General features: G+C 67.5%; 26 protein-coding genes. 8 read left to right on the top strand and 18 right to left on the bottom strand.

The genetic code is table 11. From position 1 onward, the window contains the following. Position 1: 1 nt before the first annotated feature. The gene (locus tag AX676_RS06550) at positions 2-877 is read right to left on the bottom strand and encodes a LysR family transcriptional regulator (RefSeq protein WP_066482195.1); all 876 of its coding nucleotides are present in this window, start codon (positions 875-877) and stop codon (positions 2-4) included. 134 nt (positions 878-1011) lie between these two features. Between AX676_RS06550 and AX676_RS06545 the strand changes: the two genes are divergently transcribed. Beyond that, the gene (locus AX676_RS06545) at positions 1012-1806 is read left to right on the top strand and encodes a lysophospholipid acyltransferase family protein (protein ID WP_197417191.1); all 795 of its coding nucleotides are present in this window, start codon (positions 1012-1014) and stop codon (positions 1804-1806) included. Here AX676_RS06545 and AX676_RS06540 read toward each other — a convergent pair. The 9 genes from AX676_RS06540 to AX676_RS06500 form a co-directional block, all read right to left on the bottom strand. After that, positions 1803-2771, bottom strand: coding sequence for a YeeE/YedE thiosulfate transporter family protein (locus tag AX676_RS06540; RefSeq protein ID WP_066482183.1), 969 nt, complete (start codon positions 2769-2771; stop codon positions 1803-1805). The genes AX676_RS06545 and AX676_RS06540 overlap by 4 nt on opposite strands. Next, complete coding sequence (locus AX676_RS06535; protein WP_066482180.1) at positions 2768-3256, bottom strand: hypothetical protein; 489 nt, start codon at positions 3254-3256, stop codon at positions 2768-2770. The genes AX676_RS06540 and AX676_RS06535 overlap by 4 nt, the downstream gene beginning before the upstream one ends. Before the next feature lie 41 nt (positions 3257-3297). Then, positions 3298-3765 carry a YHS domain-containing (seleno)protein gene (locus AX676_RS06530; protein WP_066482179.1) on the bottom strand — a complete coding sequence of 156 codons (468 nt, stop codon included), beginning with the start codon at positions 3763-3765 and terminating at the stop codon, positions 3298-3300. Positions 3766-3903: 138 nt separating this feature from the next. After that, a complete protein-coding gene (locus tag AX676_RS06525) occupies positions 3904-4788 on the bottom strand; it encodes a GNAT family N-acetyltransferase (RefSeq protein ID WP_231726154.1) in 885 nt (294 codons plus the stop codon). Positions 4789-4839: 51 nt separating this feature from the next. Beyond that, positions 4840-6228, bottom strand: coding sequence for an NAD(P)/FAD-dependent oxidoreductase (locus AX676_RS06520; protein WP_066482177.1), 1389 nt, complete (start codon positions 6226-6228; stop codon positions 4840-4842). A 100-nt stretch (positions 6229-6328) separates the two neighbouring features. After that, positions 6329-6889 carry a chlorite dismutase family protein gene (locus AX676_RS06515; protein WP_197417192.1) on the bottom strand — a complete coding sequence of 187 codons (561 nt, stop codon included), beginning with the start codon at positions 6887-6889 and terminating at the stop codon, positions 6329-6331. A 22-nt stretch (positions 6890-6911) separates the two neighbouring features. Beyond that, positions 6912-9092 (bottom strand): TonB-dependent receptor, encoded by a 2181-nt coding sequence (locus AX676_RS06510; protein WP_066482175.1) that lies wholly within the window; start codon positions 9090-9092, stop codon positions 6912-6914. Positions 9093-9166: 74 nt separating this feature from the next. Beyond that, entirely contained in the window at positions 9167-9784 is a 618-nt protein-coding gene (locus tag AX676_RS06505) for a hypothetical protein (RefSeq protein WP_066482173.1), read from the bottom strand. A gap of 21 nt (positions 9785-9805) precedes the next feature. Then, positions 9806-10381 (bottom strand): hypothetical protein, encoded by a 576-nt coding sequence (locus AX676_RS06500; RefSeq protein WP_156437818.1) that lies wholly within the window; start codon positions 10379-10381, stop codon positions 9806-9808. Between the two features lie 234 nt (positions 10382-10615). Here AX676_RS06500 and AX676_RS06495 point away from each other — a divergent pair, with 234 nt between their 5' ends. From AX676_RS06495 to AX676_RS06485, 3 genes are all read left to right on the top strand, one after another. Continuing rightward, a complete protein-coding gene (locus tag AX676_RS06495; RefSeq protein ID WP_066482170.1) occupies positions 10616-10975 on the top strand; it encodes a hypothetical protein in 360 nt (119 codons plus the stop codon). 155 nt (positions 10976-11130) lie between these two features. Further along, a complete protein-coding gene (locus tag AX676_RS06490) occupies positions 11131-12054 on the top strand; it encodes an AraC family transcriptional regulator (protein ID WP_197417193.1) in 924 nt (307 codons plus the stop codon). A 110-nt stretch (positions 12055-12164) separates the two neighbouring features. Further along, entirely contained in the window at positions 12165-12791 is a 627-nt protein-coding gene (locus tag AX676_RS06485; protein ID WP_066482166.1) for a hypothetical protein, read from the top strand. 175 nt (positions 12792-12966) lie between these two features. Here AX676_RS06485 and AX676_RS06480 read toward each other — a convergent pair whose 3' ends face one another. Continuing rightward, positions 12967-13929, bottom strand: a complete 963-nt coding sequence (locus AX676_RS06480; protein WP_156454144.1) for a helix-turn-helix domain-containing protein — start codon at positions 13927-13929, stop codon at positions 12967-12969. Positions 13930-14233: 304 nt separating this feature from the next. Between AX676_RS06480 and AX676_RS06475 the strand changes: the two genes are divergently transcribed. Beyond that, positions 14234-14851, top strand: a complete 618-nt coding sequence (locus tag AX676_RS06475; protein WP_231726155.1) for an NADPH-dependent FMN reductase — start codon at positions 14234-14236, stop codon at positions 14849-14851. A gap of 6 nt (positions 14852-14857) precedes the next feature. Here the strand turns inward: AX676_RS06475 and arfB are convergent, their stop codons facing one another. From arfB to AX676_RS06455, 4 genes are all read right to left on the bottom strand, one after another. Continuing rightward, positions 14858-15262: an alternative ribosome rescue aminoacyl-tRNA hydrolase ArfB gene (arfB, locus tag AX676_RS06470; RefSeq protein WP_197417194.1), complete on the bottom strand. Its 405-nt coding sequence runs from the start codon at positions 15260-15262 to the stop codon at positions 14858-14860. Beyond that, complete coding sequence (locus AX676_RS06465; protein WP_066482156.1) at positions 15258-15935, bottom strand: RluA family pseudouridine synthase; 678 nt, start codon at positions 15933-15935, stop codon at positions 15258-15260. Before AX676_RS06465 ends, arfB begins: the two co-directional genes overlap by 5 nt. Positions 15936-16036: 101 nt before the next feature. Continuing rightward, entirely contained in the window at positions 16037-16639 is a 603-nt protein-coding gene (wrbA, locus tag AX676_RS06460; protein ID WP_066482155.1) for an NAD(P)H:quinone oxidoreductase, read from the bottom strand. Between the two features lie 46 nt (positions 16640-16685). Next, the gene (locus AX676_RS06455) at positions 16686-17384 is read right to left on the bottom strand and encodes a pirin family protein (RefSeq protein WP_066482154.1); all 699 of its coding nucleotides are present in this window, start codon (positions 17382-17384) and stop codon (positions 16686-16688) included. Between the two features lie 90 nt (positions 17385-17474). Here AX676_RS06455 and AX676_RS06450 point away from each other — a divergent pair, with 90 nt between their 5' ends. Together AX676_RS06450 and ctrA are read left to right on the top strand one after the other, a co-directional pair. Then, positions 17475-18410: a LysR family transcriptional regulator gene (locus AX676_RS06450; protein ID WP_066482266.1), complete on the top strand. Its 936-nt coding sequence runs from the start codon at positions 17475-17477 to the stop codon at positions 18408-18410. 136 nt (positions 18411-18546) lie between these two features. After that, a complete protein-coding gene (gene ctrA, locus AX676_RS06445; RefSeq protein WP_066482152.1) occupies positions 18547-19254 on the top strand; it encodes a response regulator transcription factor CtrA in 708 nt (235 codons plus the stop codon). Between the two features lie 381 nt (positions 19255-19635). Here the strand turns inward: ctrA and AX676_RS06440 are convergent, their stop codons facing one another. Continuing rightward, positions 19636-20805: a phospholipase D-like domain-containing protein gene (locus AX676_RS06440; RefSeq protein WP_066482151.1), complete on the bottom strand. Its 1170-nt coding sequence runs from the start codon at positions 20803-20805 to the stop codon at positions 19636-19638. A gap of 147 nt (positions 20806-20952) precedes the next feature. On the opposite strand from AX676_RS06440, the gene rpoZ reads away from it, so the two are divergent. After that, positions 20953-21297, top strand: a complete 345-nt coding sequence (rpoZ, locus tag AX676_RS06435) for a DNA-directed RNA polymerase subunit omega (RefSeq protein ID WP_066482264.1) — start codon at positions 20953-20955, stop codon at positions 21295-21297. A gap of 265 nt (positions 21298-21562) precedes the next feature. Here the strand turns inward: rpoZ and AX676_RS06430 are convergent, their stop codons facing one another. Both AX676_RS06430 and AX676_RS06425 read right to left on the bottom strand, forming a co-directional pair. Next, complete coding sequence (locus AX676_RS06430) at positions 21563-22246, bottom strand: RlmE family RNA methyltransferase (RefSeq protein ID WP_066482149.1); 684 nt, start codon at positions 22244-22246, stop codon at positions 21563-21565. Beyond that, positions 22243-23334: a Ppx/GppA phosphatase family protein gene (locus AX676_RS06425; RefSeq protein WP_066482147.1), complete on the bottom strand. Its 1092-nt coding sequence runs from the start codon at positions 23332-23334 to the stop codon at positions 22243-22245. The genes AX676_RS06430 and AX676_RS06425 overlap by 4 nt, the downstream gene beginning before the upstream one ends. Positions 23335-23446 lie beyond the last annotated feature (112 nt).

The raw sequence follows: 23446 nt of genomic DNA, 5'->3' as shown, positions 1-23446 counted from the left end.
GTCAGCGGTCGGGCCATGCCCGTGCGCGCGCGGCACGCACGAACGCATCGGCCGCGGGCGATCGCTTGCGTCCGGCAATCCCCGCCAGCACCACCGGCGCCATCATGTCGGCATCCAGGATGGACAGCACGCCCAGCCGCTCGTCCACCCCGGGGGTGACCATCAAAGCGCTGCCCAGCCCACCGCGCACCATCACCAGCGTCTGGTCGTAATGGTTCGTGCGATGGCGAAAATCAGGGGTAAAGCCGGCGAGCGCGGCCTGCGCGCGCAGCCGGGCCGCGCCGTCACCGCCGCAATCCACCCAGATCTCCGACGCAAGCTCACCGATCGGCACCTCATGGCTGCGCGCCAGCCGGTGGTCGGGGGCGGTGATCATGCGATAGGTCTGGATGAACAGCCGCCATGCCTCCAGCCGTTCCGGCCCGCCATCGGGCGCTTCGACGAGCAGCAGGTCAAGCTCGCCCTTCATCGCCTGATCGATCAGGTCGCCGGAATGGCCCGTGGTCATGCTCAGCTCGAAACCGGGCAGGCTGTCGGCGACCGACCGGATGACCTCGCTCAGCGCCGGGCAGGATGCGGAATGCGCCACCCCCAGCGAAAGCGGCGCGACCTGCGCCTTGTTGAGCCCCTGCGCCAGCGCCTTGGCGGCCTGTGCGGCCTCGAACGTCCGTTCCAGATGCGGCAGCATCATGCGGCCCAGATCGGTCAGATGAGTCAGCGATCGTTCGCGACGGAACAGCAGTCCGCCGAGCTCGTCTTCAAGCTTTTGCACCGCACGGGTCAGCGACGGCTGCGTCACATTGCATTCGTCCGCAGCGCGCGTGAAATTGAGGGTGCGCGCGACGGCAAGGAAATAGCGGACCTGATGCATCTCCATGTTCAGAATCACCCAGTGCGGCAACGGCCACTCTCCGCCTCTCGGTGCCACGCATTGGACGCGATTGCGATTCGTTTGTGGCGATGCGGGGGCGGATTGAGCAAGGATCAAAAACTGCGCGCGAATGCGAAATCGTGAACGCGGGCGTGCCGGGCGCCGGGGCCGTCCGCCGGATCGTCGCCGCGTTGCGGATCGCGCGCTTCGTCGTCACCGTCCTCGTCGGCATCGCCATGCTGCTGGTACCCCAGCTGCTGTGGCTCGCCGCAACGCGGGGACGACCGTCGCCGATCGCGCGGCTGTTCCACCGGATGCTGTGCGCCGCGCTCGGCATCCGTCGCGACGTGGTCGGGCGTTTGTCGGCAGTGGGTGCAGCACCGCTGGTCGTCGCCAACCATATGTCGTGGACCGACATCCTCGTGCTCGGCGCGACGATCGATGCGACTTTCGTCGCCAAATCGGACGTCCGAGGCTGGCCGCTGCTGGGATGGCTCGCCGCGCTCAACCCGACCCTGTTCGTGGCGCGTGGCGCGCGCGGCGCGGCGCGCGACCAGATCGCACAGCTCGCGGCGGCGCTGCGCCGCGGGCCGGTCGTGTTGTTTCCCGAGGGGACGACGTCGAACGGCCGCCGAGTCCTGCCGTTTCGGTCGACGCTGTTCGCCGCGGCGGGCGGCGCGGTGCAGCCGGTGACGCTGTGTTACTCGCCTGGTCCGCCGCGCGCCTGGGAACCGGGCGAGCTGGAAGCGGTGGCGTGGGACGGCGACAAGGAATTCCTGCCGCATTTCCTGATGATGATCGCGCGCGGACGGTTGCGTTGCCGGATCGTGCTGCATCCGCCCGAGCCCGCCGACGGTGATCGCAAGCGGCTGGCCGATCGTTGCCGGACGGTCATCGCCGCCACGCTCGACCACCATCTCGGCCAGCAATCCTAGCGCATCGCCGCCATTCGCCGCTCAATCCAGCGCGGCAGGGCGAGCATCAGGCTGGCGCCCGCGATCAGCGCCAGATAGGCGACCGGCGCGTGCGGCGACAGGCCGGGAAAGCCGTGCAGGACGAGCGCATCGTTGCCGCCGGGGATCCAGGCGGTGCCGATGCCCATGACGAACCCGCCAACCAGTCGCTGGGGCAACTCACGACCGTTGAGCCGCGGAACGAACGCATCGGTGCGCCACGCCGCGAACATCGCGCCGCCGACGCTCGCTAGCGAGATCAGCAACAGGTCGAAATCGGCGATGCCGCCGGCGCGCATCGTCTCCGCCCCGCGTTGCAGGACGATCGTGTAGGCCCAGCTGCCGTGGAGCGCATAAAGCAGGCCGCCGGTCACGCCCATCACCGCTGCTGCGCCCTCGGGCGACCAGTCGCCCCCGTCGCCGCGCCGCGTCCGCCCGCGCACCAGCTCATGCACGACGAAGACCCAGGCGATGACCAGGACGATGACCGCCGTCGTGCCCATCGTCTCGAGCAGGCTGCGCCCCATCGGTCGGGGTGCCGAGACGACGCCGTGCGTGAACGCGGCCGCCTGAAAGCCGCCGAGCATGCCGAGCAACGTCGCAAGATAGCTGAAATCGCCGGCGCCGAGCCGGATGATGGTCCCGAACGAGCAGCCGCCGTTGATCGCGGCGCCCGCGCCGAACGCCATCCCGGCCAGCGCGGCGGTCAGCGTCGGGAAATAGATGGCGGAAAGATGTGCATCGGGATCAAGCCACAGGATCGGAACGCTGATCGCGATGACCCACAGGCTGCAGCGGAAGAAGGAGAGGAACAGGCGCGGCGACCGTCCATCGAAGACGCCCTCGATCCCGCGGACGATGCAGATGCTGCCACGGCGAGCGGCATAGCCAAAGGCCAGGCCGCTCGCCGCCGAAAGTGCCAGGATGACCGGCGACGCCCCGTTCACGCGAAGCTGGTCTTGCCCTTGCCGCCGCCGACCAGTGCGAGAAGCCGGTCGCGGTTGACCAGGATGAGGATCGCGGACGAAATCCACACCAGGCACGCCAGCCCGAACAGCAGCCCGCCATCCTGCGTCCCGTCGGCATTGGGGACCGACACGCCGAGCGGGGTGAACAGGTGAAAGACGATTGCGCCGGAAATCACGCCCATCGCCATCAGCGCCCCGAAGGGACGCAGGCCGCGCAGCGCCGGGATCAGGCTGGCGAGCAGGATCAGGCTCGCGACCAGTTCGGCCGAACCGATCACATATTGGGAGAAGATGCCCGACGGCGCGAACAGGCCGGGAAAGCCGAGGCCCGTGGCCCATGCATCCAGCGTCCCGAAGATGTGCACCGTCTCAGGCGAGTTGGTGAACTTGAAGAACAGCGACTGGATGAACACGAAGGCGATGAACAGCACGAAGATCGGCTGAATGCGGCGAAGGATCGACATCGGACATTTCCCTCAAAATGCGGTGAGCGTGACGCCAGCGGTTACTTGGCGAGCAGTTTCGGCCAGTTGCCGTCGGCGGCCTTGATGTGGCCGGGGATATTCTTCGACCAGCGCTCGCCGACCTCGGCGTTGTAGTTCAGATAGAGCTTGCCGTTGACGACCTTCCACACCTTCGGGTCACCCGACGCGGTATAGCCCTGGCTCACCGCCCAGGCGCAGTAGCCGCCATATTGCGGGGCATAGGCGGCGGGGTTCGCCTTGAACTTCGCCAGATTCTCGGCGCTGGCAAAGCGGAACTCGGCACCCTTGTAGCTGGTCTTGAACTTGGCATCGCCCTTCACCGGCTTGCCCGCGGTGAAATAGGCGACGGGGTCGTAGCCCGACACGGCGACGTTATCGAGCAGGCCGGTATAGACGGGCTCGGTCTTTGCCCAGGCCGCGGCGGGCAGGCCGGCGGTGAACGCCAGGCTGCCGGCGATCATGACGAGCGAGCGGGTGAAACGGCGCATAACAATCTCCATCATCCAATTCGGGGAAGGCGTGCGGCACGCCTTCGGCATCCGTCATTTGGACCTGATGGGACGCTGACGGAAATGCCGGGTTCCTATGCTTTCGATGCGCAATCGGCATGTAACCGGTCGAGGCGCTTAGCCGCCATGCGGGGGCCGTGGCGGCTGGACCAGGCCGAAGCGGCGCCCATAGCGGCCGACGATATGCTCGACGGGCATGACCATGAACACGTCGACCGTGTTGAAGTCATGATCGATGAACGCGCCGTCGCCAACCTTGGCACCGACGCGCAGATAGCCCTTGATCAGCGGCGGCAATTCCCGCCCGGTCAGGTCGCCGGTCACCGCGCCCTCGTCCATTTCGACATGATGGTGCGCCAGCGTGCGCACGCGGATCTCCGCGGCGGCCAGGTGAAAGCGTTTCAGATAGGCGAGGCTGTCGGCGTGCACGCGCGGATCGGTGCCGCCAAAGGAGGCGCATCCGAACAGGAAGCCGATCCGGTGCGCCTCCAGATAGGCGGCGATCGCGCGCCACAACAGGCTGATCGTCGCGTGGTTGCGATAGGCCGGCGCGACGCACGATCGGCCGAGTTCGAGCAGCTGCGTGCCCATTCCTGCCGCCAGCCCGTGCCGCAGCAGCGGTTCGAGGTCGTATTCGCCCGCCGAATAGAAGCCGCCGACCTGCATCGCCACCCGCTCGCGCAGCAGCCGATAGGTGCCGACCACCGGCAATCCGGGCAGCGCATGGTCGATCACGACCAGATGGTCGCAAAACTCGTCATAATGATCGCGGTCGAGCGATGCGCCGCCCGCCGATGACCCGCCCGTCGGCCGTGCGCCCATCTCCTCGACGAAGATCGCGTGGCGCAGCGCCTGGGCACGGACGATGTCGACCCCCGCCGCGAGCCGCACCTCCAGCGTGCCCGCGTGGTGAGTCAACTGCGCCGGATCGATCTCGGCGTCCTCGATCCGCGGGCAGCTGCCCGGCCATGTTCCGCCCATCGTGCCCATTCCCCTCAGCATCGATTCGCCGCCCGCCTCAGTCTGGTAGGATATTGCTGCATCTGGTGCGCGTCACGCGACCGCATCCTCCCCGCGCGGGGCCGGGCGGGGCGGCGATGCCGCTGGATCGCCGCCGGTGATCAGCCGCGCCCCGCGGTTGAACGTGACATAGTGCCACAGCCAGTTCGCGCCGACGACGATGCGGTTGCGAAACCCGACCAGGAAATAAATGTGCGCGATGCACCAGAACAGCCAGGCGATCGTACCGCGCAGCTGGAAACGGCCGAAATCGGCGACCGCACGGTGACGGCCGATCGTGGCGAGGTTGCCCAGATTCCGGTACGCGAAGGGCGGCGGCAGCTGGTCCGTCCGGCCCGCGATGCGGGCGGCGAGCGTGCGGGCGACATGCTCGCCCATCTGCTTGGCGGCGGGCGCGACGCCCGGCTGCGGACGTCCGTCGGCCTGGGGGCATGCGGCGACGTCGCCGATCAGAAAGATGTTGTCATGCCCGGCCAGGCTCAGGTCGGGTTCGACCTTGACCCGGCCCGATCGATCGGCGGTCTCGGCGCCCAGCCATTGCGCGGCGGGCGATGCCATCACTCCGGCACACCAGATCACACAGGCCGAATCGATCCGCTCGCCGCCCACCTCGACCCCCTGCGCGTCGATCCGGGTCACCGGTGCGCCGAAGCGCAGCTCGACGCCCAGTCCCTCGAGCGAACGGCGCGCGCAGTCCGACAGCGCCTCCGGAAAGGTGCCGAGCACCCGCGGGCCGCTTTCGATGAGCAGGATGCGTGGCTTCGACTGCATCACCGCACGGAAATCGTTGCCCAGCGCGTGGCGGGTCAGTTCGGCGACTGCGCCAGCCATTTCGACGCCGGTCGGCCCCCCGCCGATCATGACAAAGGTCAGCTCACGGTCGCGATCGGGGCCGGGGGGCAGGTTCTCAGCGCGCTCCAGCGCCAGCAGGATCGATCGTCGCAACCGGGTGGCGTCGTCGATGGTCTTGAGCCCGGGCGCGAGATCGGCCCATTCGTCGCGGCCGAAATAGCTGTGGCGCGCGCCGGTGCCGATGACCAGATAGTCATAGCTGACCGGTGCGCCCTGGCGCAGCAGGACATGCCGGGCGGACTTGTCGACGCCCGTGACCTCGTCGAGCAAAACACGCGCATTGGGCTGGTCGGACAGGATGCTGCGGATCGGCGCGGCGATGTCGGCGGGGGACAGGCCGGCCGTGGCGACCTGATACAGCAGGGGCTGGAACAGGTGGTAGTTCTGGCGGTCGATCACGGTGATCCGCGCATCGGTCCGGCGCAGGCTGCGTACCAGCGACAGACCGCCAAAGCCCGCGCCGACGATGACGATGTGGGGTCGGCGGTCCGGACCGTCCCGGTCGGCGATGACGGTTTCGCCTGCATGTGCGGGGACGACGCTGGTGTGTTCGATGACCTGACGCTGCATGGTTAGGGGTTCCCGACCGCTTGATGTGCGTGGCAACGCCGCGCGCGGTGAAGCTTCTTCTACCGCACCTGCGAACGGAAATGCCGATCACGCATCAACATCATGCATAACGCGGCTCGGGCTCCAGCCAGAATTCGACCTCGCGTTCGACAAACGCCCATTCCTCGCTCGCGCGCAACGCGTCGAGCAGCGCCTGAAAGCCGGCATCATACCCCTGGTCGAATTCGAACCAGGTCAGGAAATCGAACGGGCCCCCCAGCTCGCGGCAATGGAACAGCGTTCGGCGCACGCGCGGCAGGTGGTCGAGCCCGATCGGCGTGTGGCGGCCACGACGATAGATGGCGAGCCGCTCGTCCTGCGCCAGCGCCCACCATGCGGCGGACTTGCGGATGGGGATCAGCACCGCACGGTCGCTCGGCGCGGGTTCCTGCCCGGCGAAGGGCGCGGCGAGAGCCGAACGTTCTTCGCGCGTGGTATAGCGCAGGTTGCTGGTCGTCCCGGCGAGCATCCACGTCCAGGCGGCGGGCGGATGCTGCGCGATATGGCTCACCCGGTCGACATCGCTCCCCACGATGGCGACCTGGCGCGATACACGCCACGCCCCGTCGTCGCTGCCATAGAATTGCCGCCGCATCGGCGTGGCTCCGTTCGGCTCGCTCATTGCAATCTCCGCGCAGTCATCTTCAGAACCCGAAACGTACGCTCGCCCGGATATCGCGGCCCGCGATCGGGGCGAAGTCCTTGAGCAGGCTCGCGTGGCGCCGCCCGGTCGCATCGAACAGATTGTCGGCGCTGAGCTGAAAGGCGAGCTCGGGCCGTGTCGGAACCGGCCGCCACGTCATGGTCAGGTTGACGGTCGCATAGTCGTCGGTCGGCGTCTCGAACGGCGACAGCCGTCGCTGCGCCGCGACATATTCGAGCTCGGCGCGCAGGCTGAGCGTACCGCTCTCGCCGCCGATCGCACCCAGCGCGCGAAAGGGCGGGATGCGCGGAAAGGGTGAGCCATCGGCCAGGGTGGCGCGGTTGTAGTCGGCCAGCCCGTCGAGCATCAGCGTCCAGTCGGCGAACCGCGCGAGGCGCACGCGCCCCTCAAGCTCGAAACCCCAGAAGGTCGCGCCGACCTGGTCAAAGCTGAATACGGGCAGGTTGTCGATGATCTCGCCCGTCTCGCGTGCGAAGATGGCGCTCGAAAAGTCGGTGTAGTGGAGCGTGCCGCCCAGCGCCCAGTTCGGGGTCTCGTGCCGCACGATCAGTTCGCCGCCATAGCTGCGTTCCAGGTCGAGCGCGGTGTTGCCGAGCAGCGTGCCCTGGGTGCCGGGGTCGATGCCCTGGGTCAGCAGCTCCTCGACCACCGGTGCGCGTTGGCTGTAATTGGCGTTGAACGCGACGTTCCAGACGCCGAAGCGGCGATTGACGCCCGCAGCAAAGGAAACCGCGTCATAGCCGCGATCGAAAACGGGGTTGCGCAGGATGTCGTCCCGGTCGGCCTCGACCTCGATCCGCTCGTAGCGGGCGGAGCCCTCCAGCCGCCATTCGCCGAGCGAAATGCTGTGCAGCATGAATGCAGCAAATTGCGAAGTCCGGTTCGGCGGCAGCAGCGGTGCGGGGCCGACGACGCTGAAATTTCGCTGGTATAGGACGGCCCCGAAGGTCGGCTGCCAAGCGCCGATAGGGGCCAGGGCCGCTTCGACCCGGCCCTCATACGCCGTGTTCAGGAAGGTGGCGGTTACCGTGTCGTCGGTCAGGATCTCGTCATGCGCATAGTCGGCATAGCCGAAGCGGCCGCGGATCGTCTCGATTCCCGCCGGCCCGTCGAACTCGAAGCGCAGGTCGAAGCGCTGCTGGTCGAGCTCGATCCGCGAATCCAGCACTGCGCCGTCGGGCTCGAGCGAGAATCGGGTAGGCAGGCCATATTCGCTTTCGAACGTGCCGAATGAAATGCCGACCTGGCCCGTCGGCAGGATGATCGAGGCGCCGCCCGCGATCTCGAAGGTGCGTGCGGCCGAACTGGGCAGGTCGCCGGCCAGATCGGCCAGCGCGCGCACCGCCGGGTCGGGCGACGCAAGCGCCTGGGCCCGCTGGGTCGGACCCAGGATGAAGCCGCCGGTTTCGAGCAACCCGGATCGCAGGAACTGGCCATCGGCATGGAGCACGATGTTCGATCCGACCCCGACATTCACCGCCGCCGCAATGCTGCGTTCATTGGCCGCGCTGGCGAAGCCGGCCTTGACAACGCCGTCGACGCCCTCGGGCAGGCGGCGGGGAATGCGGTTGGTGACGCTGTTGACCACGCCGCCGGTCGATCCCGACGCATAGAGCAGCGCGGTCGGCCCGCGCAGGATTTCGATGCGCTCCGAGACGATCGGATTGATCGCCACCGCGTGGTCGGGGCTGGTGTTGGACACGTCCAGGCTGCCGATCCCGTCGATCAGCAGTCGCGCGCGCTCGCCATTGAAGCCGCGCAACGTTGGTCGCGAGGCGCCGGGTCCGAAGGAAGCGGACGAAACGCCAGGCAGCCGTGCCAGCGTCTCGCCGATTGTCGCGCGGACGTTGCGCGCCAGCGCGTCCGCCGTCAGCGTCGATCCGGACGCGACATCGGCGCGGCGCGACTTGGTGCGCATGCCGGTGACGATGATGTCGGGCGGCACGTCGTCGATCGCCATCGTCTCCAGTGCATCGGTCGACATCATGTCGTCCATGTCTGTGACTTGCGGCGGTGCCGCGTCCTCGGTCGGCACTGCCGCCTCGGCAGGTGGCGGGGGCGGCACGGCATCCTGTCCGGGCCGGGCAAGCGCGACCGTCGGAGCGGCGATGCCCGCGACGATAAGCGCCGCGCTGAGACGCAACGTGGCGGGTGCAGGCATCGGTACTCGCTACAAAAAGGGGGGTGCGGGGCGGCCCGGGGGAAAGCCGCCCCGCTGGGAGTGTCGTGTCCGGGTTAGTTGATGCGGTACACGACGGGGCAGTTGACGACGAAGCCGACCGCGCGGAAATCACCGCCGTCAAGGCTCTTGAGGTAGCCGCGCGTCGACATTTCGGCCGCCTGCAGCGCGCTCGTCATGCGATAGCGATAGCCCTTCTTGATCGCTTCGTCGGTCCAGACGGCGGGGAACAGCCGCCACATCGGCGAATAGTCGAGATTGATCGTCGGGATGCCGCCCAGAATGTTGAGCGGTCCCCGACCGTCGGTCAGGGCGCTGACCAGGCCCTGGCGATGCGGGTTGTCGAGGCCGGTCGGGCCGTTGACGACGACGACGATGCGCTCGGCCGACTCGCCGGGCGATGCGTCCTCGAGCGCGAAGGGCAGATCTTCGAGTGCAGGCGCGAACGTCGCATTCTCCAGCGCGGCGACCAGCGGGTTGTTGGCTTCGGTCGAGAGATACTGGATCGGCTTGTCGAAGGTGAAACCCAGCGTCATCGACAGCGTCACGGTCTCGTCACGCGGACAGATGGCGACGACCTTGTCGTGCACCTTGCTGTGATCGACATTGCCTGCGCACATCGCGTTCAGTTCGGCTTCGCTGGCCTGGCTGACCACCGGCGCGTTCAGGATCACCGATTTGGCCGAGTTTTCGACTTAGACCATCGGCGTATAGGTCGCGTCACCGACCGATCCCGGCTGGAATTTGGCCGGCGGGAACGGGGCGTTGGCGGGTCCGGGCGTGACGCCCAGCACCGGCTTGAAATCGACGCTGCCGCTTTCAAAGGTGAACGACCCGTCCTTTTCGATGGTCGCGCGGCGAGCGCCGCGACCCGTCAGGCCATAGGCCATCTTCGGCGCATAGTTGACGCCGTGCAGGTTCGAGAGGTTTTCGTCGGTCGTGTCGGTGATGATGAACCACACCGGGGTGCCGTTCTTCAGCTTGCCCTTGCGCAGCGGAAGGGTGGCCGTGCCCTTTTCCAGGTCGATATGCGCTGACTTCAGCATCACCACCGGGCCCAGATATTCGGGCTTCACCTCCGAGGGGGAGGGCTGCGCGACGATGGTGCGCAGATCGGGGTAGATCGAGCCCGGCGCCTGACGGATTTCGTCGAGCGGCTTGCCTTCCTTGCCACGGACCACGACTTCGGCGGCGGCGGGGCTGATCGCGCCCAAGGCGACGGCACCGACGCTGGCAAACGCACACAGCTGACGGGTGAAAACTCTTGGCATGATGTCCCTATCCTTCGATCGATTCGTTGGTTCGCGGCCCGACTCGATCGGTGCCACTGACGCATGATTAGGGAGCCGGCGACCGCGGGGCTTTCGCATTGGCACCGCTTTTGCGCGAACTTGCCGCGTGATCGCGCAGCAAATTCCGCTAAAACCAGGCCGGACGACGCAATATCGCGAAAGGCCGGGTGGTCGCCACGCCGGTATGTTCTTGCTTTGGAAGGTGCGCGCGCGATGCCCTGGCGACGGCTGTTCTTTCAGGACCTGGAGCACCCGCAGCCGGTGGAAATCCCCCCGGACCTGACCCTCGTGACCTTGCGGCTGATCGAGAATCCTTCGCCGGACGAGGTCGCCTTCTACGATGAGGCGGAGCGGGCGACGTTGCTCGACTGGTGCCGGAGAGGCCAGTTTATCTTGGCTTTATGCAATACGGCGGGGACCGAACTGGAATTGCTTTGCCCATCGGACCGGGACACGACGCACGCGCTCGTCATGTCGATGCCGTTCGTCGTCGCGGGGCTGTCGACCTTTCATCTGCGGCCGATGATGCTCCTTCGACTATCGCCCGCCGTGATCCCGGCAAAGATGAATTGATCGCGGGCACGACCTTTTCACGGTTTTGCCATTTTGCCCTTTTCTGGGCACCGGCATCGCTGCCGCGTTGAAGCGTCGGCGTCGTCAGGATATCTTGTTTCCACGGCGTAACGGGTGAGGGTTGCCCGGTTCTGCGCCGTTGAATGGAGGACCGCATGGAACGCGCGGATCCTGGCAACGTGCTGCGTTACGGCGGCGCGACCGGTAAGACATGCTATGATTCAATCCGCTTTTCGGGGCCGCCGAAAGCGGAATTGCTGAGTGCTTCTTCATCGACGATCACGGTGGTGCGACACATCGCCGTCAACGTCGAGGGCGAATCGCGGGCACGCGCCGTGATGAAGCGCGACGACTATGATCTGCTCGCGATGAACCTGAACGGAAGCGGTCAGTATGATCGCTTTGAAGGCGGCAAATGGGTGCGCGCGCCGCTGCGCCGCGACGACATCAGTTTCATCCCGCACGGCTATGAATCGATCGTGGAATGCCCGCCTGAACAGGCGGCGTTGCTGATCTCGTTTCCGAGCAGCCTGCTGGGCAGCGCGGCTGCCGAAATGGGCACGACGGAACTCGAGCCGATCCACACCGAACCCAATGCGCGGCTCGCGCAGCTCGTGCGTTTCCTGGTCGGGGAGGTACGAACGCCGGGTTTCGCGGCCGATGTCATGCTCGACGGCATCGTGCGCGCGATCGCGGCGACGATGATCCGTCAGGATGCGGCGCATCGCGTCGCGGAGGCCGATCGCATCTACCTGACGCCGCTCCGGCTCAACCGGGTGATCGAGTTTATCGAGGCGAACCTGTCACGCGACATCGCGCTGACCGACCTGGCGCGCGTCGCCGGGCTTTCGATCTTCCATTTTGCGCGGGTGTTCAAGCGCGCAACCGGCCAGACGCCCTATCAGTTCGTCTGCCATCGCCGGTTGAGCGAGGCCTGCCGGATGCTCGCCGCCGGCGAAGTGCCGCTTGCACAACTTGCCCTGTCGTGCGGCTTTTCCAGCCAGGCGCATTTCACCGCTGCGTTCAGCAAGGCGATGGGAATGCCGCCCGGTCGCTACCGGCGGGTCGTGCTCTCCTGACGCGGAGACCGGCCGACGCACGATTTTGATAATTGCGACATTGCACGAAATACATGGTTTGCTGCGCAGCATAAATCGGTTGGGTCACCCAGTTTATCGGGAGCTCAACAATGAAATATCTTGCAATGGCCGCCGTCATCGCCGGCCTGGGGGGTGCGACACCCGCATTCGCCCAGTCGGAGGAATGGACGCCGCTGACGAAGGACTTTTTCGGCGAACTGACCGCGCCGTGGATTCCGGTGCCCAATGGTGACAGCGGTGCGCCCCGGCAGGGCTGGCTGGCGACCGCGGACGGCTTTTTCACGCGTGAAGCGCATCTCGCTTATTCCTACACCGACGCGACCGCGGAAACGCACGAGGTGCTGGCGCGCTTCAACTATCCGCTGTCGCGGCGGTTTTGGATCGGCACCGAACTGCCCTTCTATCGCGACGTTGGGGGGGAATCCGATGTCGGCGACGCGACGATCACCACCCAGGTGATGTTGCTCGAAAACCGTAACCTCTCCGTCAATGCCGGCGTCGGCTGGCGTATCCCGGTCGGGTCCGCGACGTCGGTGGCGGTGTCTTCGCGGCCGAACCCCAGCTCAATTTCTGGACCGACGTCGGGAGCGGTTTCGCGCTCCGCGGCCGCGTATCGTACGCATTTCCGGATTCGGGCGTTGATGAGAGCTTCGCGCTCAACTTCGCGATCGGCCAGACCTTTACCGATCATGACAAGGCGCCGCTCGGCGATCTGACCTGGTACATCTCGGGCAATTGGCGTGAATCGCTCAGCGGCCCGGGCAGTTATGTCAGCATCACGCCCGGCGTGCGCACGCATCTGGGCGGCAACCTGTTCGCGCTGGCGGGGATCGAGATCCCGCTGACCGATCCGGACAATTCCTTCCGCGAACGCTTCATCTTCCAGCTCGTTCAGGGCTTCTGATCGTCCACAGCGACATCAGCGGCCGGGTCGCCGGGGTCTGGCGCACGCCAGCCCCGGTGGCGTCGATATTCGACCGGGGAGATGCCCATCACCTCCCTGAACCGCGTCGAAAACTGTGCGTGCGACGAAAAGCCCGATTGCACCGCGACCTCCGCGATCGGCAGGTCGCCGCCGGCAAGCAGTGCACAGGCATGCTCGATGCGCTGCCGGATCAGATACGCATAGGGCGGGTAGCCGGCGCTGATCCGGAACGCCCGGACGAAATGATAGCGGCTATAGCCAGCCACCATCGCCAGATCATCCAGCGTGATCCGGTTGGCCAGGTTGGCCATGATATATTCGCGCACGCGGCGCACCGTGTGCGGGGCCAGCGTCAGCCGGGGCGGCGGCACGAAGCTGCCGCCCTGGGTGGCGAGCGAGGCGAGCCGCACGATCAGCGCGTCCAGATAGGGTTCCGCCAGCGCACTCCAGTCCGGCTGATCGCGGGCCGCCAGCACCGCGTTGAACAGGTTGGCGGTCAGCGGGTCATATTGGCCGATGCGTTCGGCGAGCCGGACATTTGCCGGATCGCGATTGAACGCTTCCCCGACCATCTCGCCGAACCGGTCGGGGCGCACATAGATATGGGCAAAGGCGATCGGGCCCTCGGTGTTCCAGTGATAGCTGCTGCCGCTTTCGACGGTGGTGCAGCTGTTCAGCGCGACGATCTCGTCCCGGGTCTGGCCGGCCCCCTTTCGCACCACGCGTTTGGGCCCGCCCTGATGGAGCACGAACAGGTGATGGTCGAGCGCGGGCTGGCGCATCTCCGCATCGCTGCCGGTCCATTGCTGGATGATCGCGCGGTCGAGGTGATGCGGACCAAAATCGATGACGCCCGTGCTCGCCTCGAACCCGCGCCATTGCAACGGATTGAGGTGGCCACCGCCTAACTGACTGCGCGACGTCGCCAAATCTGTTCCCCCGGGGATGCGCCGGTGGTGTCCCGAAGCGGCGAACCGATGGCTGCATACCCCATGGCCCATGTCTAAACCGACTGGCCCCGCGGCTGTATGGTATCAAATTGCGCGAGGCGGCCGCCCGAGCGACTCCGAGCGCCGAGTCGTGCGAATGCGGGACGATCGCCGCAGCTCCGCCATCGTCGGTTTTCCGTCTCGGTCGCCGCGGCAGTTTGCTGCAAGACATCGGTCGGGATCGATCCGATGGCAGGCGGGTTGGGCCGGACAGGGGAGGACACCCGACCGATCGACCCGCCTGATGAACCCCGGGGGCACCACGACGATGAAACCGCTCAAGTTACTGACTTTCTACGGTTCCTATCGATCGGATCGCGCGGGCATCCGCCTCGCGCGCTATGCGGTCGACCGCTTTGCGGCGCGTGGCCATGACAGCCGGCTGGTCGACGCGCAGGCGGTCGGCCTGCCGATGCTCGACCGGATGCACAAGGAATATGCGCCCGGCACCGCCCCGCCGGCGATGGCCGAACTGGCCGGACAGATCCGCGATGCGGATGGTTTTGTTTTCGTCGTTGGAGAATATAATTGGGGTGTCCAGCCCGGATTGAAGAACCTGACCGACCATTTCCTCGAGGAATGGTTCTGGCGACCCGCCGCGATCATCAGCTACTCGGCGGGACGACTGGCGGGTGCACGTGCCGGACTCGTCTGGCACGGCACCCTGTCCGAAATGGGTATGGTGGTGATTTCCAGCACGGTGACGGTGGGCGGGATCACCGGGGCGCTCGATGCCGCGGGCAAGCCGATGGGCGACGGCGGCGCCGCGCTCGAAGCGACATTTCCGCGCTTCGCCGATGACCTTGAATGGTGGGCCAATGCCGCGCGCAGCCAGCGTGCGGTCCAGGCGCCGCCCTACTGACCCGGCTTATTCGTCGCGCACGCGCGCCCGTCCGGCCTTGATCTGCGCGCGCCCCTTTTTCGCGTCGACGCGCCGCGCCTTGGCCGCGCGGCTCGGCTTGGTTGCGACGCGGCGGGCCTGACGCACATGCGCCTGCGCCAGCAGCGCCAGCGCGCGTTCGCGGGCATCGGCGCGGTTGGCCTCCTGCGTGCGGAACCGCCGCGCGACTATCAGCAGTTCGCCCGCCGCGGTCAGCTTGCCGCCCGCCAGCTGCTTCAGCTGCTGCCAGGCGTGCGGCGGCAGGCCCAGACGGAACGCGTCGATGCGCAGCTGAACCGCGGTCGCGACCTTGTTGACATTCTGCCCGCCGGGTCCGGTCGCCGCGAGAAAGCGTTCCTCGACCACCGCGGCCTCCAGCGCGGCCGCGTCAATCACCGTCGTCCTCCGCAGCGGGCTCGGCAAAGCCGAGCGCGGTGAACCGGGCGGGCAGCGGCGCGTGCGCGGCGACCGCAGGCTTGCCGGCGCGCGGCACGACCAGGCGATGCGCGTGGAGCAGGGTCAGCGTCTGCGCGATCGGCCGGCCATAGATGGGGTCGCCGGCGACCGCGATCCCGATCCCCTCGGCGGCGTGGACGCGAATCTGATGCGTGCGCCCGGTCTCGGGCCGGAACGCGACGAGCGCGCGGCCGTCGACTGCCGCGATGCGCCGCCAGTGCGTGCGCGCGGGCTTGCCGTCGGCGGAACCGACCATGCGCCACCCGGCCTCGCGGGTGCTTACCTTGGCGAGCGGCAGGTCGACGGTGCCCGTATCGGCATCCGGCACGCCGTCCAGGACGGCCAGATAATGTTTCACGACCGCGCCGCCCTCGAACGCCTGCTGGAAGCGCTTGTGCGCCTTTGGGTTGCGCGCCAGCAACAGGCAGCCGCTGGTGTCGCGGTCGAGCCGGTGGACCGGGTGCGGCGGGCGCTGGAAGCCGAAGGTGAGCTCGTCCAGCATCGCCTCGACACTGGCGCTGCGATCGCGGGGGCGATCGACCGGCAGGCCGGCGGGCTTGTCCAGCACCAGCGCCTCGCCGTCGATGAAGAGAACGCGATCGGTCAGCATCGCGCTCCCTTCGCAGGTTTGCCGGGATTGGAAAAGGGTTGGCGCCGCTGCCGCCGGTCGGGGAGGGGGACCCGGGGGCGTGCAGCGGCGCCGGCCGCGCGTCAGCCGTGCAGCTTCACGGCCACTTCGGCGATGCGGCGGCCTTGATAGCGCGCCCCGTCCAGCTCGACCGCGGATGGCTGTCGGCTGCCGTCGCCGTCGGCGATGGTGGTCGCGCCATATGGCGATCCGCCCTTCACTTCGTCGACGCCCAGCTGGCCCTGAAAGCCATAATCAAGACCGACGATCGTCATGCCGAAGTGCATCAGGTTCGTCAGGATCGAGAACAAAGTTACTTCCTGTCCGCCATGCTGGCTCGCGGACGAGGTGAAGGCACCACCGACCTTGCCGTTGAGCGCGCCGCGGAACCACAGGCCGCCGGCCTGGTCGAGGAACGACGCCATCTGGCTCGGCATCCGTCCGAAACGGGTCGGGGCGCCGATAACGATCGCGTCGTAATTGGCCAGTTCCTCGACGCTGCCGATCGCGCCATGCGCGCTTTCGGTCTTGAAATGCGCCGCCGCGACGACCTCGGCGGGCGCGGTTTCGGGCACGCGCAGCACGTCGACCTGGGCGCCCGCACCGCGCGCACCGTCGGCGATCGCGTCGGCCATCTTCTCGATATGTCCGTAGGACGAGTAGTAGAGCACCAGAACCTTGGCCATTGTCATTCTCCTTGATGGGCCCGCGGCACGGGCCGGTTCACGCAGTTTACCGGGCGTCGACCAGGACGATTTCGGCGTCCTCGATGGCGGTGATCGTCACCTTCTGGCCGCCCGACAGCGCGACGCCGTCGCGGGCGTTGGTCCGCACGCCGTCGATGTCGATCGCTCCGGTGGCGGGGACCAGATAGGCGTGGCGGCCCGCGCCGACCTGATGGGTCACCTGGTCGCCCGCCTTCAGCGTTGCGCCAAGCACCCGCGCGTTGGCGCGAATGGGCAGCGCGTCGCCATCCTCGGCAAAGCCCGACGCCAGCGTCACGAAGCGGCCCGAGCGTTCGTCCTTCGGAAACGGCTTGGCGCCCCAGCTCGGCGAACCGCCGGGCGCATCGGGCTCGATCCAGATCTGAAAGATCCGGGTGGTCTCCGCTTCCAGATTATACTCCGCGTGGCGTACCCCGGTGCCCGCCGACATCACCTGGACATCTCCCGCCCCGGTGCGGCCCTGGTTGCCCATCGAATCCTGATGGGTGATCGCGCCCGAGCGGACATAGGTGATGATTTCCATGTCGCGATGGGGGTGGGGCGGAAAGCCGCTGTTGGCGGCGATTTCGTCATCGTTCCACACCCGGATCGCGCCCCAGCCCATGCGGGCGGGGTCATAATAGCTGGCGAACGAGAAGTGATGCCGTGCATTCAGCCAGCCATGGTCGGCATGGCCGAGGGTTTCAAAGGGTCTCTGGTCAATCATGGCGATTTCTCCATTGCGTGGTGCCTAGTTAGGGACCAGGATCGCGACGTAAATGGAAACGATCGAAACGCATCGTTTCAGGAGATGATGATGGCGCTGCCCGATTTCGAATCCTGGGCCATGTTCGCCAAGGTGGTGGAGCACCGTTCGTTCAGCGGTGCCGCGCAGGCACTGGGCGTTTCCAAGGCGACGATCTCCAAGGCGGTGTCGCGGCTGGAGACGCGGCTGGGCACGACGCTGTTCCACCGCACCTCGCGCAAGCTGACGCTGACCGACAATGGCCGCGATCTCGCCGAACGCGCGGCGCAGATCCTGGCGATGGGGGAGGCCGCCGAGGAAGCCGCCCGCGAATCCGCGACTGCGCCGAGCGGGCTGGTGCGGGTCGCCGCGCCCATGACCTTCGGCCTTCGCTATGTTGCGCCCGCGGTCGCCGACTTCCTTGTCGCCCATCCGGGAATCTCGATCGACCTCAGCCTGTCGGATGCGCGAATCGACATTGTCGAAGCGGGATTCGACATCGCGCTGCGGATCGCCGACCTGCCCGACAGCTCGCTGCGCGCACGCCGCCTCGCGCCGGTGACCACGCATATCGTCGCCTCCCCCGACTATCTCGACCGCAACGGGCGTCCCGCGCATCCCGCCGAGCTCGCCCGCCATGCCTGTATCGCCTACACCAACATCGCCAATCCCAGCGTCTGGCACTTCCGCCGCGGCACCGAGGAAGCCGCGGTGCGCCCGGCCGGACCGCTGCGCGCGGACAGTGGCGACGCGATGCTGCCGGCGCTGCGGGCGGGGCTGGGCATCGCGCGCCTGCCCGACTTCATCGTCGACGACGACCTGCGCCGCGGCACGCTCGAATCGATCCTGCCCGACTGGGCGGGCAGCGGCATCGCGCTCCATCTGCTCACGCCCCCCGGCACCCTGCGCCCGGCGCGGGTCGAACTGCTGATCGCCTTTTTCGCGCAGCGGTTCCGCCAGCTCTGCCTGAGCGCCAACACCGCATCGCCGAGGCTGACGGATTCGTAACGACTCGTGGTTTCCAGCCAATTAGGACCAAATTAACCTTTTGCCTTCAAATCGGGTTAGGTTAATGCATGACCTTAATGCGTGGTCGGGGCCGTCGAACGGCGCCGGGCTCGTTTCACGGGGCAAGGGGACAACCATGCGTGTGTTGTTGATCGAGGACGAGCCGACCACCGCCAAGGCCATCGAGCTGATGCTCACCACCGAGGGCTTGAACGTCTATACGACCGACCTGGGCGAAGAGGGCTTGGACCTCGGCAAGCTCTATGATTACGACATCATCCTGCTCGACCTGAACCTGCCCGACATGCACGGCTATGACGTGCTGAAAAAGCTGCGGGTGGCGCGGGTGCAGACGCCGGTGCTGATCCTGTCGGGCATCAACGAAATGGATTCCAAGGTGCGATCGTTCGGCTTCGGCGCGGACGATTATGTCACCAAGCCTTTCCACCGCGAGGAACTCGTCGCCCGCATCCACGCGGTCGTCCGCCGGTCCAAGGGCCATTCGCAGTCGGTGATCCGCACCGGCAAGCTCGCGGTCAACCTGGACGCCAAGACGGTCGAAGTCGACGGCGCGCGCGTCCACCTGACCGGCAAGGAATATGCGATGCTCGAGCTGCTTTCGCTGCGCAAGGGCACCACGCTGACCAAGGAAATGTTCCTCAACCACCTGTATGGTGGGATGGACGAACCCGAGCTCAAGATCATCGACGTCTTCATCTGCAAGCTGCGCAAGAAGCTGAGCATGGCGACCGACGGCGAGAATTACATCGAGACGGTGTGGGGCCGCGGCTATGTGCTGCGCGACACCGACGAAGGCGTGGCCACCGACACCAAGGTCGCCTGAACCCGAAAATTTATCGGCCCTGTCGGGCCAGCGTGCGGGGCGCGGTTTCGGGGGGAACCGCGCCCCGGTTCGTCTGCGGCGCGGATCGGCCGCGGGCTGGCGCGCAATATTGTTGCGAAGTTGCGGGCTGTGCGAGGTTGTACGCCCATCCGTGCATCGGCCGGCGGGCGTGGATGCGACGGGGAAGCAATCGGGCATCGCGGCAGCCTAGGGCGACCGGCGGTGCAGGACAGCGCCGGCGGGCGGTGCGCGGTGTGGCTGCCGGTGCATCCGGATGCCGCGCGCGAGGTTGCAGGCGGGTGCGCGCCTGCCAGCGGTGCTGCCGGGCGCCGGATCAAGGCGGGCGTGCGGGTCAGGCGGGTGCGTGCCTGGGGCCCCGCATTATGGATCGCGCCGACCGATGTTGAGCCGCCGCGCCACGGTCGGGTCGAGCACGGCCATCACGAAATAGGCGGCGAGCTGCTTGACGCGCTCCAGCCACGATCCGCGTGCGGCCAGCCAGTCGGGCGTGATCGGCTCGGACATCGCGACTTCGCCGTCGACATAGGCGCGGACATGCGCCGCGAAGACGGGATCCTCGATCCGCAGCATCAGCTCGAGGTTGAGGAAGAGGCTGCGGATATCGAAATTGGCCGAGCCGATATGCACGACATCGTCGATCAGCAGCAGCTTGGTATGCAGTTTGGTCGGCAGATATTCGTGAATGGCGACGCCGCGGCGCACCAGCCCGCGATAGGTGAAGCGCGATGCCCAGATCGCCGGATAATTGTCGGTGACCGACGGCAGGACGATGCGCACGCGCGATCCGCGTGCCGCCGCGCGGCCCAGGCGGCGCAGCATCGACGGGCTTGGCGCGAAATAGGCGGCGATCAGGTCGATGCGCCGCGCGCGGGTCAGTTCGCGGCGGACGACGCGCGCCCAGGGCGACAGGCGTCGCGTCGGCCCGCCCATCAGCCAGCGGGTGACGCCTTCGGGTTCGCTCCACGCGCGCAGCAGCCGGGTCAGCGCGCGCACGGGCGCGCGGGGACGCCGCGCCCAGCGTTGCAGCGCGTCGAAATAGCCCGCCAGGCGCGCCGCCGCGTCGCCTTCGACCCACAGGCCCAGGTCGCGCCAGTTGAGGCCGGCCGCGGCGCCGAAATAATCCTCCCCGATGTTGAACCCGCCGATGATCGCGCGGCTGCGATCGGCGAGCGCGAGCTTCTGGTGATTGCGCAGCAGATAGCGGCGACCGAATTTGGGCAGGAAGCGGGTCAGGTCGACCCCGGCCTGTTCGAGCGGCGCAAAGAAGCCCGTGCGGTCGGCCGCCGCACTGCCCAGCCCGTCGATGATCAGCGCGACCGCGACGCCGCGCCGGGCGGCGGCGGCAATCGCATCGCGGATGCGCGTCGCCACCGGATCGTCCTCGAAGATGTAATAGAGCAGGTCGAGCGAGGTCTGTGCCCCGTCGATCAGCTCCAGCAGCGCCGCCAGCCGCGCCTCGCCGGTTTCGAGCAGGCGCAGCCGGTTGCCCGCGACCGTGAAGACAGGATCGGGGCGCACGGTGTCGTCCATGGCGATGCTGTGGGGTCGATCGGCCGGCGACGCAAGTCGAGGGTGGCGGGCGGCGCGCGGCGCGGGCGGGGGCATGACGTTGACATTGCGCGCCCGTCGATCTACCTGCTCGCCTTTCCCGAATTCCGTAAGCGAAGGAAGCGTGGCATGGCGCGCGTGACAGTCGAAGATTGCGTCGACAAGGTTCCCAACCGGTTCGATCTCGTCCTGCTGGCGGCGCAGCGCGCCCGGCAGATTTCGGGCGGTGCGGAGCTGACGATCGACCGCGATCGCGACAAGAACCCGGTGGTGGCGCTGCGCGAGATTGCCGAGGAAACAATCCGTCCCGATCATCTCGAGGAAGCGGTCGTCTCCAGCCTGCAGCGCGTCCAGGTCGATGACGAGGAAGCGCCCGACGATGTCGGCTCGCTCGCCGCGTCGGCGGAGGCGCTGCGCCTCACCGCGGCCGCGCCGCCGCGCAACCAGAATCTGGGTGGCGACTACGACGGTTGAGTCGCTGATTTGGAACGTCGCCCCGGCGCAGGGGCTCCCGCAAACCATTACTTTGCGGGGAACCGCGCAGGCCGGGACCGCTATCCACTGTAGCGCAACATTTGCCAGCGGCCCCGGCCTGCGCCGGGGCGACGCGTCTTGGCCATGCACGCGGTGAGCCGTCACCCGACCTCGTGCCGGGGTGACGACAGCGGGGCGGTGGTGCGCGGGTGACGCTTTCTTCGGACGCACGCTTTGTGCCGGCAGCCCCTCGGCCGGGGCGATGCTAGCTGTCGCTTGCAGTCGACCGGCCCTTGAAGCCTTGGGCGATCACATACCATTCGGATGAATCCTTGCGGCTCGCCGGTGGCTTGGCGTGCTTGACGGTCGCGAAATTGCGCTTCAGCCCGGCGACGAGCGTGTTGTCCGCCCCGCCCGCCAGCACCTTGGCGACGAACGCGCCGCCGGGGCGCAGGACGTCGCAGGCGAAATCCGAACCTGCCTCGACCAGCGCCATGGTGCGCAGATGGTCGGTCTGGGGGTGGCCGACGGTGTTCGCCGCCATGTCGGACAGCACGATGTCGGCGGGGCCGCCCAGCGCCTCGACCAGCAGCTCGACCGCACGATCGGACAGGAAATCCATCTGCAGGATCGTCACGCCGTCGATCGGGTCGACGGGCAACAGGTCGATGCCGACGATCGCCGCCTGGGGTACCTGTTTGCGCACCACCTGTGCCCAGCCGCCCGGCGCGATGCCCAGGTCGACGACGCGGCGCGCGCCCTTCAGCAAGCCGAAGCGTTCGTCGAGCTCGATCAGCTTGTAGGCGGCGCGGCTGCGATAGCCCTCCGCCTTGGCGCGGCGGACATAGGGGTCGTTCAATTGGCGTTCCAGCCATCGCGTCGACTGGGCGCTGCGTCCGCGCGCGGTGCGCACCCGCTGATGGCCGGGGCGGCCGATGTTGCGGCTCACGCGGTGCCGCCCTGCATCAACCGGCGCAGAATGCCTTCGCGGATGCCGCGATCGGCGACGCCCAGCCGTTCGGCCGGCCACAGATCGAGGATCGATTCGAGGATGGCGCAGCCCGCGACGACCAGGTCGGCGCGCTCCTGGCCGATGCACGGGATGGCGGCGCGATCGTTGAGGTCGAGGCCGGCCAGCCGCGTGCTGATCGCGCGCATGGCATCGGCGCTCACGGTCAGCCCGTCGACCTGGGCGCGGTCATAGCTGGCGAGCGCGAGGTGGACGCTGGCCAGCGTCGTCACCGTGCCGCTGGTGCCGAGCATGCGCAGCGGCGGCCCGTCGGCGATCCCGCGCGCGTCGAGCCGCGCCGCAAAGGGCGCGAAGGCCGCGCTCGCCACTTCGCGCATCCGGCGATAGGCGGCCGCGCGGGCAGGGCCATCGGTGCCGTCGCCGCCACCATGCGCCTCCGTCAGCGACACGACGCCCCATGGCGCGCTGTGCCAGTCGAGCACGCGGAAGCTGTCGGCATGGCCGTCGATCAGCACCAGTTCGGTCGACCCGCCGCCGATGTCGAACACCAGCGCCGGGCCGTCGCCGGCCTCGAGCAGATTGTGGCAGCCCAGGACCGCAAGCCGCGCTTCTTCCTCCGCGCTGATGATGTCGAGCCGGATGCCGGTTTCCTCCTGCACCCGCGCGATGAAGGCCGCGCCATTGGCGGCGCGCCGGCATGCCTCGGTCGCGACCGAGCGGGCGAGCGTGACCTGGCGGCGGCGCAGCTTGTCGGCACAGATGCGCAAGGCCGCGATCGTCCGCTCGATCGCCGCATCGCTGAGCCGGCCGCTCGACGCCAGCCCCTCGCCCAGCCGGACAATGCGCGAAAAGGCGTCGACAACCGCGAAGCCCTCGCGCTGCGGCCGCGCGATCAGCAGCCGGCAATTGTTGGTGCCCAGATCCAGCGCGGCGTAGAGGCCGGGATGATGCCGCGGGGCGCGGGGTTCGGGCGGACGTGGTTCGGCGGTGCGTGGCCGCTGCTGGCCCCCGGGGTTACGGTGGCCCGGTCGCCGCGATGGCGGCAGATGGGCGGGACTTTCCCCCATTGCATACTCACTTCGGTTCTTCCGTCACAGCGAAGTCGCTGCTCGGCGCTTGGGACAAAGGCTATCGCAATGTCGACGCGCGGGCAAGCGGCGCCGCCACGGCCACATCGCC

Source organism: Sphingomonas sp. CCH21-G11, from assembly GCF_001555965.1.
Taxonomy (GTDB): Bacteria; Pseudomonadota; Alphaproteobacteria; order Sphingomonadales; family Sphingomonadaceae; genus Sphingomonas.
The sequence above is the reverse complement of the archived record's forward strand: the minus strand, read 5'-3'. Positions and strand labels throughout refer to the sequence as shown.

Bases quoted from the DNA above. Each gene is read 5' to 3' on its own strand.
- AX676_RS06550 (WP_066482195.1), bottom strand. From the start codon at position 877: ATGGAGATGCATCAGGTCCGCTATTTCCTTGCCGTCGCGCGCACCCTC.
- AX676_RS06535 (WP_066482180.1), bottom strand. From the start codon at position 3,256: ATGTCGATCCTTCGCCGCATTCAGCCGATCTTCGTGCTGTTCATCGCC.
- AX676_RS06530 (WP_066482179.1), bottom strand. From the start codon at position 3,765: ATGCGCCGTTTCACCCGCTCGCTCGTCATGATCGCCGGCAGCCTGGCG.
- AX676_RS06525 (WP_231726154.1), bottom strand. From the start codon at position 4,788: ATGCTGAGGGGAATGGGCACGATGGGCGGAACATGGCCGGGCAGCTGC.
- AX676_RS06520 (WP_066482177.1), bottom strand. From the start codon at position 6,228: ATGCAGCGTCAGGTCATCGAACACACCAGCGTCGTCCCCGCACATGCA.
- AX676_RS06515 (WP_197417192.1), bottom strand. From the start codon at position 6,889: ATGAGCGAGCCGAACGGAGCCACGCCGATGCGGCGGCAATTCTATGGC.
- AX676_RS06510 (WP_066482175.1), bottom strand. From the start codon at position 9,092: ATGCCTGCACCCGCCACGTTGCGTCTCAGCGCGGCGCTTATCGTCGCG.
- AX676_RS06500 (WP_156437818.1), bottom strand. From the start codon at position 10,381: ATGCCAAGAGTTTTCACCCGTCAGCTGTGTGCGTTTGCCAGCGTCGGT.
- AX676_RS06495 (WP_066482170.1), top strand. From the start codon at position 10,616: ATGCCCTGGCGACGGCTGTTCTTTCAGGACCTGGAGCACCCGCAGCCG.
- AX676_RS06490 (WP_197417193.1), top strand. From the start codon at position 11,131: ATGGAACGCGCGGATCCTGGCAACGTGCTGCGTTACGGCGGCGCGACC.
- AX676_RS06485 (WP_066482166.1), top strand. From the start codon at position 12,165: ATGAAATATCTTGCAATGGCCGCCGTCATCGCCGGCCTGGGGGGTGCG.
- AX676_RS06475 (WP_231726155.1), top strand. From the start codon at position 14,234: ATGAACCCCGGGGGCACCACGACGATGAAACCGCTCAAGTTACTGACT.
- AX676_RS06465 (WP_066482156.1), bottom strand. From the start codon at position 15,935: ATGCTGACCGATCGCGTTCTCTTCATCGACGGCGAGGCGCTGGTGCTG.
- wrbA (WP_066482155.1), bottom strand. From the start codon at position 16,639: ATGGCCAAGGTTCTGGTGCTCTACTACTCGTCCTACGGACATATCGAG.
- AX676_RS06455 (WP_066482154.1), bottom strand. From the start codon at position 17,384: ATGATTGACCAGAGACCCTTTGAAACCCTCGGCCATGCCGACCATGGC.
- AX676_RS06450 (WP_066482266.1), top strand. From the start codon at position 17,475: ATGGCGCTGCCCGATTTCGAATCCTGGGCCATGTTCGCCAAGGTGGTG.
- ctrA (WP_066482152.1), top strand. From the start codon at position 18,547: ATGCGTGTGTTGTTGATCGAGGACGAGCCGACCACCGCCAAGGCCATC.
- AX676_RS06440 (WP_066482151.1), bottom strand. From the start codon at position 20,805: ATGGACGACACCGTGCGCCCCGATCCTGTCTTCACGGTCGCGGGCAAC.
- rpoZ (WP_066482264.1), top strand. From the start codon at position 20,953: ATGGCGCGCGTGACAGTCGAAGATTGCGTCGACAAGGTTCCCAACCGG.
- AX676_RS06425 (WP_066482147.1), bottom strand. From the start codon at position 23,334: ATGGGGGAAAGTCCCGCCCATCTGCCGCCATCGCGGCGACCGGGCCAC.